Source organism: Burkholderia sp. AU33423, from assembly GCF_002223135.1.
Classification (GTDB): Bacteria; Pseudomonadota; Gammaproteobacteria; order Burkholderiales; family Burkholderiaceae; genus Burkholderia; species Burkholderia lata_D.
Genome location: NZ_NKFH01000004.1, coordinates 198,757 through 211,963 on the forward strand (window position 1 = coordinate 198,757; position 13,207 = coordinate 211,963).

At 67.6% G+C, this 13,207-nt stretch carries 11 protein-coding genes; 5 read left to right on the forward strand and 6 right to left on the reverse strand.

Annotation, left to right across the window (positions count from 1 at the left end; all coding sequences use genetic code 11):
• Window positions 1-91 precede the first annotated feature (91 nt).
• From CFB50_RS03560 to ubiA, 5 genes are all read left to right on the forward strand, one after another.
• Window positions 92-1,051, forward strand: coding sequence for a hydrogen peroxide-inducible genes activator (locus tag CFB50_RS03560; protein ID WP_060084059.1), 960 nt, complete (start codon window positions 92-94; stop codon window positions 1,049-1,051).
• A 643-nt stretch (window positions 1,052-1,694) separates the two neighbouring features.
• Window positions 1,695-3,881: a catalase/peroxidase HPI gene (gene katG, locus CFB50_RS03565; protein ID WP_089444958.1), complete on the forward strand. Its 2,187-nt coding sequence runs from the start codon at window positions 1,695-1,697 to the stop codon at window positions 3,879-3,881.
• A 93-nt stretch (window positions 3,882-3,974) separates the two neighbouring features.
• Complete coding sequence (locus tag CFB50_RS39400; protein ID WP_166896068.1) at window positions 3,975-4,124, forward strand: hypothetical protein; 150 nt, start codon at window positions 3,975-3,977, stop codon at window positions 4,122-4,124.
• A 105-nt stretch (window positions 4,125-4,229) separates the two neighbouring features.
• Window positions 4,230-4,718: a non-specific DNA-binding protein DpsA gene (dpsA, locus tag CFB50_RS03570; protein WP_069247177.1), complete on the forward strand. Its 489-nt coding sequence runs from the start codon at window positions 4,230-4,232 to the stop codon at window positions 4,716-4,718.
• Between the two features lie 275 nt (window positions 4,719-4,993).
• Complete coding sequence (gene ubiA, locus CFB50_RS03575) at window positions 4,994-5,857, forward strand: 4-hydroxybenzoate octaprenyltransferase (RefSeq protein WP_089444959.1); 864 nt, start codon at window positions 4,994-4,996, stop codon at window positions 5,855-5,857.
• Between the two features lie 145 nt (window positions 5,858-6,002).
• Here ubiA and proC read toward each other — a convergent pair whose 3' ends face one another.
• From proC to CFB50_RS03605, 6 genes are all read right to left on the reverse strand, one after another.
• On the reverse strand, window positions 6,003-6,815 hold the full coding sequence (gene proC / locus CFB50_RS03580) for a pyrroline-5-carboxylate reductase (protein ID WP_089444960.1): 813 nt from the start codon (window positions 6,813-6,815) through the stop codon (window positions 6,003-6,005).
• Window positions 6,816-6,866: 51 nt separating this feature from the next.
• Window positions 6,867-7,565 carry a YggS family pyridoxal phosphate-dependent enzyme gene (locus CFB50_RS03585; RefSeq protein WP_089446023.1) on the reverse strand — a complete coding sequence of 233 codons (699 nt, stop codon included), beginning with the start codon at window positions 7,563-7,565 and terminating at the stop codon, window positions 6,867-6,869.
• Window positions 7,566-7,696: 131 nt separating this feature from the next.
• The gene (gene glcF / locus CFB50_RS03590) at window positions 7,697-8,923 is read right to left on the reverse strand and encodes a glycolate oxidase subunit GlcF (RefSeq protein WP_089444961.1); all 1,227 of its coding nucleotides are present in this window, start codon (window positions 8,921-8,923) and stop codon (window positions 7,697-7,699) included.
• A gap of 3 nt (window positions 8,924-8,926) precedes the next feature.
• Window positions 8,927-10,015: a glycolate oxidase subunit GlcE gene (gene glcE / locus CFB50_RS03595; RefSeq protein ID WP_069247181.1), complete on the reverse strand. Its 1,089-nt coding sequence runs from the start codon at window positions 10,013-10,015 to the stop codon at window positions 8,927-8,929.
• A 185-nt stretch (window positions 10,016-10,200) separates the two neighbouring features.
• The gene (locus CFB50_RS03600) at window positions 10,201-11,694 is read right to left on the reverse strand and encodes an FAD-linked oxidase C-terminal domain-containing protein (protein WP_089444962.1); all 1,494 of its coding nucleotides are present in this window, start codon (window positions 11,692-11,694) and stop codon (window positions 10,201-10,203) included.
• Between the two features lie 41 nt (window positions 11,695-11,735).
• On the reverse strand, window positions 11,736-13,145 hold the full coding sequence (locus CFB50_RS03605) for an FAD-binding oxidoreductase (protein WP_089444963.1): 1,410 nt from the start codon (window positions 13,143-13,145) through the stop codon (window positions 11,736-11,738).
• Window positions 13,146-13,207 lie beyond the last annotated feature (62 nt).

Here is a 13,207-nt window from a genome sequence, read left to right on the forward strand (position 1 = left end):
CGAAGCATTCCGATGCAGAGAAACTTGGCGAACCGGTGTCACAGGGTGTATAAATTAAACCTATCGCTTGTATATCTCTGATTGACCCACAATGACGCTGACTGAATTGAAATACATCGTCGCGGTCGCGCGCGAACGGCATTTCGGCCGCGCGGCCGAAGCATGCTTCGTGAGCCAGCCGACGCTGTCGGTGGCGATCAAGAAGCTCGAAGACGAGCTCAACGTGCAGATTTTCGAACGCGGCGCGAGTGAAGTGAGCGTGACGCCGATCGGTGACCAGATCGTCACACAGGCGCAGCGCGTGCTCGAGCAGACTTTCGCGATCAAGGAGATCGCGAAGCAGGGCAAGGATCCGCTGGTCGGCCCGTTCCGCCTCGGTGTGATCTACACGATCGGGCCCTATCTGCTGCCGACGCTCGTCAAGCAGATGATCCAGCGTGTCCCGCAGATGCCGCTGATGCTGCAGGAAAACTACACGCTGAAGCTGCTCGAACTGCTGAAGCAGGGCGAGATCGACGCCGCGATCATGGCGCTGCCGTTTCCGGAAACCGGCCTGATGGTGCGCCCGCTGTACGACGAGCCGTTCGTCGTCGCGCTGCCCGCCGGCCATCCGTGGGAAAAGCGCGAGGAAATCGACGCCGAGGATCTCAAGCAGGAAACCATGCTGCTGCTCGGCAACGGCCACTGCTTCCGCGATCACGTGCTCGGCGTGTGCCCGGAGTTGATGCGCTTCTCGCAGACGGCCGACGGCATCCAGAAGACCTTCGAGGGCTCGTCGCTCGAGACGATCCGCCACATGGTCGCAAGCGGTGTCGGCATTACCGTGCTGCCGCGGATGTCGGTCGCCGAGATTGGCCCGCGCGCGAATGGCCCCGATGCCGAACTGCTGTCGTACGTGCCGTTCAACGAGCCGGTGCCCGACCGCCGCGTGGTGCTCGTGTGGCGCAAGAGCTTCACGCGGATGCCCGCGATCGACGCGATCAGCGATGCGATTTCCGCGTGCGAGCTGCCGGGTGTCGCGAAGCTCGACATGCCGGCGACGATGAACTGAGCGCGCTGCAGCATGCGCGTGTGGCAGCACGATGAACGGGGTCTTGCGACCCCGTTTATTTTTCTCTATCGAATAGATGAAATTTATCAAATTCAATTAATCGATAGATATGGATAGAATCCTCTCCATGGATCGGCGTGATGTCGACGACTGATCAGCACGTTGGATGCAAGCGTCAAAGGAGGATGTCATGATGCGGTCGGTATTGCAGCACGCGCAGCGGAACATCCCGTCGCGCGACGCGGTCGTACATCGCGCCAGGGCGGCGGTTCGCAGCCTGCGTCCGATTGCGTTCGCGTACCTGGCGGACCGTGTGTATGGCGGCTGAAGATCGCCGCGCGCCGGTTCAGTGTTCCCCCGATTCACTCGCCGTCAAGCCATGAGGGAGCATCGCATGTCCGAAAACTTCAATATCGCCCGCAGCGCCGGCACCGCGCCTGCCGGCAGCCGGTTCCCCGTGCGTCCCGCCTGCGGCACGTCACGGCGGGCGCGCGCACCACAGGCCACGCACGACATCCCGTAGTACGACAGGAGGACCAACCTGTTCCGTTTCCCATCCCCGCAATGACACTCCACCCACCGCGCCCGGCATGCCGCCGGAGCAGACGGATGGAGTCATACGAGCAAGCCAAGGAGAAATCGCATGTCGAACGAAACGAAGTGCCCGTTCAACCACACCGCTGGTGGCGGCACGACGAACAAGGACTGGTGGCCGAATCAGCTTGACCTGAACATCCTGCATCGGCATTCGGCGCTGTCCGACCCGATGGACAAGGATTTCGACTACGCCGAAGCGTTCAAGAAGCTGGACCTCGCGGCGGTGAAGAAGGACCTGCATGCCTTGATGACGGCGTCGCAGGACTGGTGGCCGGCCGACTTCGGCCACTATGGCGGCCTGTTCATCCGCATGGCCTGGCACAGCGCCGGCACGTACCGCACGGCCGACGGCCGCGGCGGCGCGGGCGGCGGGCAGCAGCGCTTCGCGCCGCTCAACAGCTGGCCGGACAACGTCAGCCTCGACAAGGCGCGCCGCCTGCTGTGGCCGATCAAGCAGAAGTACGGCCGCAACATCTCGTGGGCCGACCTGCTGATCCTGACCGGCAACGTCGCGCTCGAATCGATGGGCTTCAAGACCTTCGGCTACGCCGGCGGCCGCGTCGATACGTGGGAACCGGACGACGTGTACTGGGGTTCGGAAAAGATCTGGCTGGAACTGAGCGGCGGCCCGAACAGCCGTTACTCGGGCAAGCGCGAACTCGAAAGCCCGCTCGCCGCGGTGCAGATGGGCCTGATCTACGTGAACCCGGAAGGTCCGGACGGCAACCCCGACCCGGTCGCCGCCGCGCATGACATCCGCGAGACGTTCGCGCGCATGGCGATGAACGACGAAGAGACGGTCGCGCTGATCGCGGGCGGCCATACGTTCGGCAAGACGCACGGCGCCGGTCCGGCCTCGAACGTCGGCCCCGAGCCGGAAGCCGCGGGCCTCGAGCAGCAGGGTCTCGGCTGGAAGAGCACGTTCGGCACGGGCAAGGGCAAGGACGCCATCACGAGCGGCCTCGAAGTCACGTGGACGTCGACGCCGACGCAGTGGAGCAACGACTTCTTCAAGCACCTGTTCAGCTACGAGTGGGAGCTCACGAAGAGCCCGGCCGGCGCGCACCAGTGGGTCGCGAAGGACGCCGGCGAAGTGATTCCGGATGCATTCGACGCGTCGAAGAAGCATCGCCCGACGATGCTGACGACCGACCTGTCGCTGCGTTTCGATCCGGCCTACGAGAAGATTTCGCGCCGTTTCTACGAGAACCCGGCCGAGTTCGCCGACGCGTTCGCCCGCGCCTGGTTCAAGCTCACGCACCGCGACATGGGCCCGCGTTCCCGCTATCTCGGCCCGGACGTGCCGGCGGAACACCTGCTGTGGCAGGACCCGATCCCTGCCGTCGATCACCCGCTGATCGACGACGCCGACGTCGCCGCGCTGAAGGCGAAGGTACTGGCCACGGGCCTGTCGGTGTCGCAGCTCGTGTCGACCGCATGGGCGTCGGCTGCGACGTTCCGCGGGTCGGACAAGCGCGGCGGCGCGAACGGTGCGCGTATCCGCCTGGCGCCGCAGAAGGACTGGGAAGTGAACCGTCCGGCTGAACTCGCGACGGTGCTCGAGACGCTCGAAGGCGTGCAGAAGGCGTTCAACGACGCGCAGACGGGCGGCAAGAAGGTGTCGCTCGCCGACCTGATCGTGCTGGCCGGTGCGGCCGGTGTCGAGCAGGCCGCGAAGAACGCGGGTGTCGCGGTGACGGTGCCGTTCGCACCGGGCCGTGCGGATGCGTCGCAGGAAGAGACCGATATCGAAGCGATGGCCGTGCTCGAGCCGGTCGCGGACGGTTTCCGCAACTTCCTGAAGCACGCGTACCAGACGCCGGCCGAGGCGCTGCTGGTCGACAAGGCGCAACTGCTGACGCTGACCGCGCCCGAGATGACGGTGCTCGTCGGTGGGCTGCGTGTGCTCGGTGCGAACGCCGGCGATGCGAAGCTGGGCGTGTTCACCGACCGTCCGGAAGCGCTGACGAACGACTTCTTCGTGAACCTGCTGGACATGGGCACGGAATGGAAGCCGGTGTCGGCCGCGAACGACGTGTTCGAAGGGCGCGATCGGGCGACGGGCCAGGTCAAGTGGACGGGCTCGCGCGTCGACCTGATCTTCGGCTCGCATGCGCAACTGCGTGCGCTGGCCGAGGTGTACGGCAGCGCGGATGCGAAGGAGAAGTTCGCGCACGACTTCGTCGCGGCCTGGAACAAGGTGATGAACCTGGACCGCTTCGACCTCGCGTAAGCGTCGCCGTGCAGTAGCGCGGTGAGGCAGTAACGGGAAACGGCCGGTCGTCCGACCGGCCGTTTCTTCCTGACCCTGAGTTTTGTTGAAGGAGTGACGATCATGACGCAAATGATGTTGAAAACGCGCGCTGTACTGGCGTCGCCGGCCGAGGTCGCGCGATACGTCGTCGGATCCGCCATCGTCATCGGCGGGGCCGCCGAACTCGTGTCGCAGGCGCTGCACGCGATCGCGGCCGCCTGAGCGCGGCGTTTCACGCGCCACGCGCATGCGGCGAGTGTGGTATCAATAGGCAGGTAGCCCGATTCGCTTTCATTGCTCTGGTTCATTGAATAAGGAGTCCGGAACATGGCCAGGAAGACCCCCGCTGCCCAGATCAACATCGGCATCAGCGACAAGGACCGCAAGAAGATCGCGGAAGGCCTGTCGCGCCTGCTCGCCGATACGTTCACGCTGTACCTGAAGACCCACAATTTCCACTGGAACGTCACGGGCCCGATGTTCAACACGCTGCACCTGATGTTCGAGGAGCAGTACAACGAACTGTGGCTCGCGGTCGATTCGGTCGCAGAGCGCATTCGTACGCTCGGCGTCGTCGCGCCGGGCACCTTCGGCGATTTCGCGAAACTGTCGTCGGTGCCGGAAGCAAACGGCGTGCCGGCGGCTGAGGACATGATCCGCCAGCTCGTCGAAGGGCACGAGGCCGTCGTGCGTACCGCGCGTGCGATCTTCCCGCTTGCCGATGCGGCGAGCGACGAGCCGACCGCCGACCTGCTGACGCAACGCCTGCAAGTTCATGAAAAAACCGCGTGGATGCTGCGGTCGTTGCTCGCGTAGGCGTGCAACGCGCGGCAGGCCGGCCGAAGCCTGCGCATCGTGACGCCGGCCCTGATCGATCCACCGCCGTCGGGCCGAACCAAGGCCGGTGCACTGCGCGAATCCGCGCGTGCACCGACTCTGTCCCTTGATTGATGCGCGTTGCGGCTCGACCAGGTGCGGCGGGCACGGGCAGCGCGCCGGCGTCCGGCCGCGAGCGCCCGCGGGCCGCGCCGACATGACGCGAAGCACCGCTCGGCTCTAAAATGCCGGGGTTATCTTCCCGGTGCTTCGCCATGCTTGCCCGCTTTCCCCTGTATCTGCGGCTCGTCCGGATGGACAAGCCGATCGGCAGCCTGCTGCTGCTGTGGCCGACGCTCAACGCGCTGTGGATCGCGTCCGACGGCCATCCGCGCTGGCCGCTGCTCGTGATCTTCTCGCTCGGCACGCTGCTGATGCGCTCGGCCGGCTGCGCGATGAACGATTACGCCGACCGCGATTTCGACCGTCATGTGAAGCGCACGGCCGACCGGCCGCTGACGTCGGGCAAGATCCACGCGTGGGAAGCCATCGCGATCGCGGTCGGGCTCGCATTCATCTCGTTCCTGCTGATCCTGCCCCTCAACACGCTGACGAAGCAGCTGTCCGTCGTCGCGCTGTTCGTCGCGGGCTCGTATCCGTTCATGAAGCGCTTCTTCGCGATTCCGCAGGCCTATCTGGGCATCGCGTTCGGCTTCGGTATCCCGATGGCGTTCGCGGCCGTGCAGGACACGGTGCCGACGATCGCATGGGTGATGCTGGTCGCGAACATTTTCTGGTCGGTCGCGTACGACACCGAATACGCGATGGTCGATCGCGACGACGACATCAAGATCGGCATCCGCACGTCCGCGTTGACGTTCGGCCGCTTCGACGTCGCGGCCGTGATGCTGTGCTACGCGGTGACGCTCGGCATCTACGTGTGGATCGGCGTGACGCTCGGCTTCGGCCTCGCATACTGGGGCGGCTGGGCCGCGGCGGTCGGCTGCGCGCTGTATCACTACACGCTGATCAAGGACCGCGAGCGGATGCCGTGCTTCGCGGCGTTCCGGCACAACAACTGGCTCGGCGGCGTGCTGTTCGCCGGGATCGCCGTGCATTACCTGCTGGCGGGGAACTGAGTTTCCCGATGTGCCCGCCGGCGTCATGTCGTGCGGAACGCAGCAACAAAAAAAGCGGCCTGGGCCGCTTTTTTTGTGGGTCGAGCAAGGCAAAGGGGGCGGCCCGTGCGACGCACGGCGCATCGGGCCGGTACCGCAGGCGCGCTTACGCGCGGCCGAGTTCGTCGCCCATTTCCTTCGCACGCGCTTCGGCTGCGAGCGCGCCGCGCACGATCGCATCCTTCACGCCTTGCGCGTCGAACGATGCGAGCGCGGCGGCCGTCGTGCCGCCCTTCGACGTCACGCGCTCGCGCAGCACGCTCGCCGGCTCGCCCGATTGCGCGGCGAGTTGCGCGGCGCCCGTGAACGTCGCGACCGCGAGTGCGCGGCCCTGTTCGTCGTTCATGCCGAGCTGGCGCGCGGCTTCCTGCAGCGCTTCGATGAAATAGAACACGTACGCGGGGCCGCTGCCCGAAATGGCCGTGACGGCGTCGAGCTTCGATTCGTCGTCGAACCACACGATCTCGCCGACCGCGCCGAGCACGTTCGACGCGAGTTCACGGCCTGCGGCGTCGACGCCCGGCAGTGCGGCGAGGCCCGTCACGCCCATGCCGACGAGCGCGGGCGTGTTCGGCATCGTGCGCACGACGCGCGCGTAGTCGCCGAGCCAGCGCGCGAGATCGCTGCCGCGGATGCCGGCCGCGATGCTGATCACGAGCTGCGACGTCAGGTGCGGCGCGAGCGCCTGCGCGACGTCCTTCAGAACCTGCGGCTTCACCGCGAGCACGACCGCGTCGTAGTCGGCGAGCGTCGCGTCGATGGCCGCGCCGGTGCGCACGCCGAACTGCTGCGCGGCGCGCGCGCGCATTTCTTCGTTGACGTCGATGGCATATAGGCCGTCAGCGGCGACGCCGCGCTTGATCAGGCCGCCGATCAGGGCCGCGGCCATGTTGCCGCCGCCGATGAATGCGATTTTCATGATGTCCGATTGAGCGAGTGAGTGAACGGTAGGGCGGAAAGGGCGTGGCGTTCAGTGCGAGTAATCGCGCGCACCGAAGATCGCGGTGCCGACGCGTACGATCGTCGCGCCTTCGAGCACGGCCGCGTCGAGATCGGCGGACATGCCCATCGACAACGTGTCGAGCGGCAGGCCGTCGGCGCACAACGTGTCGAACAGCGCGCGCAGCGCACGGTGCGGCACGCGTTGCGCGTCGGTGTCGCCGGCCGGTTCCGGAATCGCCATCAGCCCGCGCAGCCGCAGCGACGGCAGCGCGGCGACCGCGCGCGCAACTTCGGCCACGTCGGCCGGCGCGACGCCGCTCTTCGACGCCTCGCCGCTGATGTTCACCTGCACGCACACGTTGAGCGGCGGCAGGTGCGCGGGGCGCTGTTCCGACAGGCGCTGCGCGATCTTCAGCCGGTCGACCGAATGAACCCAGTCGAAACGTTCGGCAACGGGGCGCGTCTTGTTCGATTGCAGCGGCCCGATGAAATGCCATTCGAGGTTCGCACGCAGGTCGGCGAGTGCGTCGATCTTGTCGACCGACTCCTGCACGTAGTTTTCGCCGAAGGCACGCTGCCCGGCCGCATGCGCGGCGCGCACGTCGTCGGCGGGAAAGGTCTTGGACACGGCGAGCAGCGACACGGTGGCGGGATCGCGGCCGGCCGCGCGGGCGGCGTCGGCGATGCGGCGATGAACGGATGCGAGACGGGCGGCGAGATCGGACATGACGGGCACGAAAGCAGGCACGGAAGCGGGCATGGTGCGGATGCGCCGCGGCACGCGACGTATCGATTCGCCCATTATACGGACGCCGGGCGCGAGGCCCAGCGTCCACCCGTCATTCGTATGAGCACGCGCTAGCCGTACAGCAGATGCTCGACGAGCTGGATCCAGTGGGTGACCGGAATCTGCGTGCCGCTCTGCAGGTGCGCGATGCAGCCGATGTTGCCGGAGACGATCATCTGCGGTTCGAGCGCCTGCAGCTTCAGCAGCTTCTGCTTGCGCAACCGGTACGACAGCGACGGCTGCGTCAGCGAATAGGTGCCGGCCGACCCGCAGCACAGATGGCTGTCGGCCGGCAGCCGCACGTCGATGCCGAGCGTCTCGAGCAGGCGTTCGACCTTGCCGCGCGACTGCTGGCCGTGCTGCAGCGTGCACGGCGGGTGGTACGCGACCGTATGGATCGCGCGGCGCCGCGCGAGCGTCGCGAGCTCGGCCTCGAACGCGAGCAGCACGTCGGAGATGTCGCGCGTGAGCGACACGATGCGCTGCGCTTTCTCCGCGTAGGCCGGGTCGTCGCGCAGCAGGTGCGCGTATTCGAGCACCGTCGCGCCGCAGCCCGACGCATTCATCACGATCGCCTCGACACCCTGTTCGACGTGGGGCCACCACGCGTCGATGTTGCGGCGCGCGTCGTCGAGCGCTTCGTCGTGATAGTTCAGGTGCAGGCGGATCGCGCCGCAGCAGCCCGCATCGGGCGCGACGACCGTCTCGATGCCGAGCGCGTCCAGCACGCGCGCGGTCGCGATGTTGATGTTCGGCAGCATCGACGGCTGCACGCAGCCGCCGAGCATCAGCATCTTGCGCGTATGCGTGAGGTGCGGCCATTCGAGCAGCCGCGTGCGCGGCGGCACCTTGTCGCGCAGCCGCTTCGGCAGCAGCGGCCGCACGTGCTGGCCGAGCCGCATCACCGGCGAGAACAGCGCGGCGTTCGGCACGAGGCTCGCGAGCAGGCGGCGCACGACACGCTGCTGCACCGGGCGCTGCACCTGCGCCTCGACGTGCTTGCGGCCGATCTCGACGAGCCGGCCGTACTGGACGCCGGACGGGCAGGTCGTCTCGCAGCTGCGGCAGGTGAGGCAGCGGTCGAGGTGCTGCTGCGTGCTGCGCGTGACGGGCGCGCCTTCGACCATCTGCTTGATCAGGTAGATCCGGCCGCGCGGGCCGTCGAGTTCGTCGCCGAGCAACTGGTAGGTCGGGCAGGTCGCGGTACAGAACCCGCAATGCACGCACTTGCGCAATATCGCGTCGGCTTCGTCGCCGTCGGGCGTATTGCGGATGAAATCGGCGAGGTTCGTTTGCATCGCTCAGAGGTCCGGATAGAGCCGGCCGCGGTTGAAGATGCGCGCGGGGTCGAACGCGGCTTTCAGCCCGCGGTGGATTTTCATCATCGGGGCGGGGAGCGGCGTGAACACGCCCGCGCTGCGGTCGTACGCGTCGCCCGCGCGGAACAGCGTCGCGTGGCCGCCGGCCTGCTTCGCGCTCATCCGCACGGTCTGCGCGTCGGCGTCGGTGATCCACCAGCGCTGCGCGCCACCCCACTCCATCAGCTGGGTGCCGGGCAGGTGCATCGGTTCGGTGATCGACGGCAGCGCGAGGCGCCACAGCGCATAGCCGGGCGGGATGCCGTTGAAGAACGGGTCGGTATGCTCGCGCAGGCCGGCCCAGAAGCGCTCGGCCTCGACCGCGTCGACGACTTCGCCGCCGAGCAGCGTCTTCGCGGACTTCACGGCCGCTTCGGCGCCCGACAGGCGCAGCACGAGCGTGCCGTTGCGCCAGCCGCTCGCGCTGACGGGCAGCGGATGGCCGCCCCATTCGTTGAGCTTGCGCACCGCGTCGGTCGCGGTCATCTCGAACTTCAGCGTGACTTCGGCGACGGGCATCGGCAGCACCTTGATCGACAGGTCGAGCATCAGCCCGAGCGTGCCGAGCGCGCCGGCCATCAGCCGCGACACGTCGTAGCCGGCGACGTTCTTCACGACCTGGCCGCCGAAGCGCAGCATGTCGCCGCGGCCGTTCATCAGCGTGACGCCGAGCACGAAATCGCGCGGTGCGCCGCAGGTGGCGCGCCGCGGGCCCGCCAGGCCGGCCGCGACGCAGCCGCCGACGGTGGCCGCGCGGCCGAAGTGCGGCGGCTCGAACGGCAGCATCTGGCCGCACTCGGCGAGGACGGTTTCAAGCTGCGCGAGCGGCGTGCCCGCGCGGACCGTGACGACGAGTTCGGCCGGGTCGTACGACACGACGCCCTGAAACGCACGTGTGTCGAGTATTTCGCCCTCGAGCGCCTGGCCGTACCAGTCCTTGGTGCCGCCGCCGCGAATCCGCAGCGGCCGGCCGTCGGCACTGGCGGCGCGGATGCGCTCGGCCCATCCGGCGACGATGTCGTCCTCTTCCATGTTCTGTTGCTGCCTCGACTTGTTGTTCGGTCGATTGTACCGGGGTGGCGCGAATCCACATCGCGACTATCCCTAAGCCCCGGATTGCCGGCCGCATGCTTGCGCCGTCGCGCGAGCGGGCCACACGGGCGCGCGCCGCCGCCGTGACCCGGCGGCCGGCACGGGCCGCGACCCGCGCGCGACGCTCAGAAGCGCGGCAGGTCGGGGTGCGGCAGCAGCCCGCCGCGCACGTGCTGGCGACCGTATTCGGCGCAGCGCGCGCGGGTCGGGATGCCCTTGTCCGGGTTCAGCAGCCCCGCCGGATCGAAGGCGCGCTTGATCGCGAAGAATGCATCGCGCTCCTGCGGCGAGAACTGTACGCACATCGAATTGAGCTTCTCGATGCCGACGCCGTGCTCGCCCGTCACGCTGCCGCCGAATTCCACGCAGCATTCGAGGATTTCCGCACCGAACTGCTCGGCGCGGTGCAGTTCGTCCGGATCGTTCGCGTTGTACAGGATCAGCGGATGCATGTTGCCGTCGCCCGCATGGAACACGTTGATGCAGCGCAGCCCGTAGCGCGTTTCGAGCTGCTCGATGCGCGCGAGCAGCGGGCCGATCGCGCGGCGCGGCACGGTGCCGTCCATGCAGTAATAGTCGGGCGAAATACGGCCGGCGGCCGGGAACGCGTTCTTGCGGCCCGACCAGTAGCGCAGCCGCTCGCTCTCGTTGCGCGATACCTGGATGCGTGTCGCGCCATGCTCGCGCAGCACGGCCGTCATCCGCACGATCTCTTCCGCGACTTCTTCCGGCGTGCCGTCCGATTCGCACAGCAGGATCGCCTTCGCGTCGAGGTCGTAGCCGGCATGCGTGAAGGACTCGACGGCCTGCGTGGCCGGCTTGTCCATCATTTCGAGCCCGGCCGGGATGATCCCCGACGCGATGATCGCCGCGACGGCTTCGCCGCCCTTGACGACGTCGTCGAAGCTCGCCATCACGAGCTGGGCCGTTTGCGGCTTCGGGATCAGCTTCACCGTGACCTCGGTGACGATCGCGAACATCCCTTCGCTGCCGATCATCACGGCGAGCAGGTCGAGGCCCGGCATGTCGAGCGCGAGCGAGCCGAACTCGACGATCTCGCCGTCGATCGTGACCGCGCGCACGCGCATCACGTTGTGCACGGTCAGCCCGTATTTCAGGCAGTGGACGCCGCCGGAATTCTCCGCGACGTTGCCGCCGATCGTGCACGCGATCTGCGACGACGGATCGGGCGCGTAATACAGGCCGTACGGCGCGGCGGCTTCCGAGATCGCGAGGTTGCGCACGCCGGGCTGCACGGTCGCGGTGCGCGCGTAGGGATCGACTTCGACGATGCGCGTGAAGCGCGCCAGCGACAGCACGACGCCGAGCGCGATCGGCAACGCGCCGCCCGACAGGCTCGTGCCCGCGCCGCGCGGCACGATGGGCACCTCCATGCGGCGGCAGATCTGCACGATCCGCTGCACCTGCGATTCCGTTTCGGGCAGCGCGACCGCGAGCGGCAGGCGGCGGTACGCGGACAGGCCATCGCATTCGTACGGCGCCGTGTCTTCGTCGCGGTACAGCAGGCAGTGCGTCGGCAGCACGGCCATCAGCGCCTGCACGACTTCGCGCTGGCGCTGCGCGCGTGCCGCGCTCGACAGTTCGACGGGAGCGTTCATGGGGTCTCCTGCAGCAGGCGGCGCGGTGTCGCGCCACCGTGTCAGCACGTGAAAATCTTGCCCGGATTCATCAGGTTGCGCGGATCGAGCGCAAGCTTGATCGCACGCATCGTGTCGATCGCGTTGTCGCCGTGCTCCTTCGGCAGGAAGCGCATCTTGTGCAGCCCGACACCGTGCTCGCCCGTACAGGTGCCGCCGAGGCGCAGCGCGCGCTCGACGATCCGGTCGTTGATGTGCTCGGCTTCGGCGATTTCCTCGGGCTTGTCGGGGTCGATCAGGATCGCGACGTGGAAATTGCCGTCGCCGACGTGGCCGACGATCGGGCAGGGCAGCGACGACGCGCGCAGGTCGACTTCGGTTTCCTCGACACACGCGGCGAGCTGCGAGATCGGCACGCACACGTCGGTCGTCACCGCGCGGCAGCCGGGTTTCAACTGCAGCATCGCGAAATACGCGTTGTGGCGGGCGGCCCAGAGCCGGCTGCGGTCTTCGGGGCGGGTTGCCCATTCGAAGCCCTGGCCATTGTTCTGGCCGGCGAGCGCCTGGACGAGCTCGGCCTGTTCCTTCACGCCGGCCTCGGTGCCGTGGAATTCGAAGAACAGCGTCGGTGCTTCGGTCAGCGTCAGGTTCGAATGGCGGTTGATCGAGCGCACCGCGAGCGCATCGACGAATTCGACGCGCGCGATCGGCACGCCGATCTGGATCGTCTCGATCACGGTGCGCACCGCGTCGCCCATCGACGGGAACGTGCAGATCGCGGCCGATACGGCTTCGGGCAGCGGATGCAGGCGCAGCGTGATCTCGGTGATCACGCCGAGCGTGCCTTCGGAGCCGACGAACAGGCGCGTGAGGTCGTAGCCGGCCGACGACTTGCGGGCGCGCGAGCCGGTTTTCACCACGCGGCCGTCGGCGAGCACCGCGGTCAGGCCGAGCACGTTCTCGCGCATCGTGCCATAGCGCACGGCGTTGGTGCCCGACGCGCGCGTGGCGGTCATCCCGCCGATGCTTGCGTCGGCGCCCGGGTCGATCGGGAAGAACAGGCCGGTGTCGCGCAGTGCTTCGTTGAGCGCCTTGCGCGTGATGCCCGGCTCGACCGTCACGGTCAGGTCTTCGGCGTTGATCGACAGCACGCGGTTCATTTCCGACAGGTCGAGCGAGACGCCGCCGCGCACCGCGAGCAGGTGGCCTTCGAGCGACGAGCCGGCGCCGTACGGGATCAGCGGGACGCTGTACAGCGAGCACAGCGACACGACTTCGCGCACGTCGTCCGCGCTGTGCGCGAACACGACGGCGTCGGGCAGTTGCGGGTCGAACGGCGATTCGTCGCGGCCGTGGTGGGCGCGGACGGCGTCGGCGGTCGACACGCGCTCGCCGAAGGCGGCGCGCAGCGCATCGAGCATGGCAGGGGGAAGGGGGCGGCGCGTGGCAGCCGGCTGGGCAGGGTGATTCACGTACGTCTCCTTGTCGATCCGGGTGGGCGCGTTGGCGCCGGCCCGGCTCCCGTGCTGCAGGG

Coding starts and splice junctions, on each gene's coding strand:
- CFB50_RS03560 (WP_060084059.1), top strand. CDS start 92: ATGACGCTGACTGAATTGAAATACATCGTCGCGGTCGCGCGCGAACGG.
- katG (WP_089444958.1), top strand. CDS start 1,695: ATGTCGAACGAAACGAAGTGCCCGTTCAACCACACCGCTGGTGGCGGC.
- dpsA (WP_069247177.1), top strand. CDS start 4,230: ATGGCCAGGAAGACCCCCGCTGCCCAGATCAACATCGGCATCAGCGAC.
- ubiA (WP_089444959.1), top strand. CDS start 4,994: ATGCTTGCCCGCTTTCCCCTGTATCTGCGGCTCGTCCGGATGGACAAG.
- proC (WP_089444960.1), bottom strand. CDS start 6,815: ATGAAAATCGCATTCATCGGCGGCGGCAACATGGCCGCGGCCCTGATC.
- CFB50_RS03585 (WP_089446023.1), bottom strand. CDS start 7,565: ATGTCCGATCTCGCCGCCCGTCTCGCATCCGTTCATCGCCGCATCGCC.
- glcF (WP_089444961.1), bottom strand. CDS start 8,923: ATGCAAACGAACCTCGCCGATTTCATCCGCAATACGCCCGACGGCGAC.
- glcE (WP_069247181.1), bottom strand. CDS start 10,015: ATGGAAGAGGACGACATCGTCGCCGGATGGGCCGAGCGCATCCGCGCC.
- CFB50_RS03600 (WP_089444962.1), bottom strand. CDS start 11,694: ATGAACGCTCCCGTCGAACTGTCGAGCGCGGCACGCGCGCAGCGCCAG.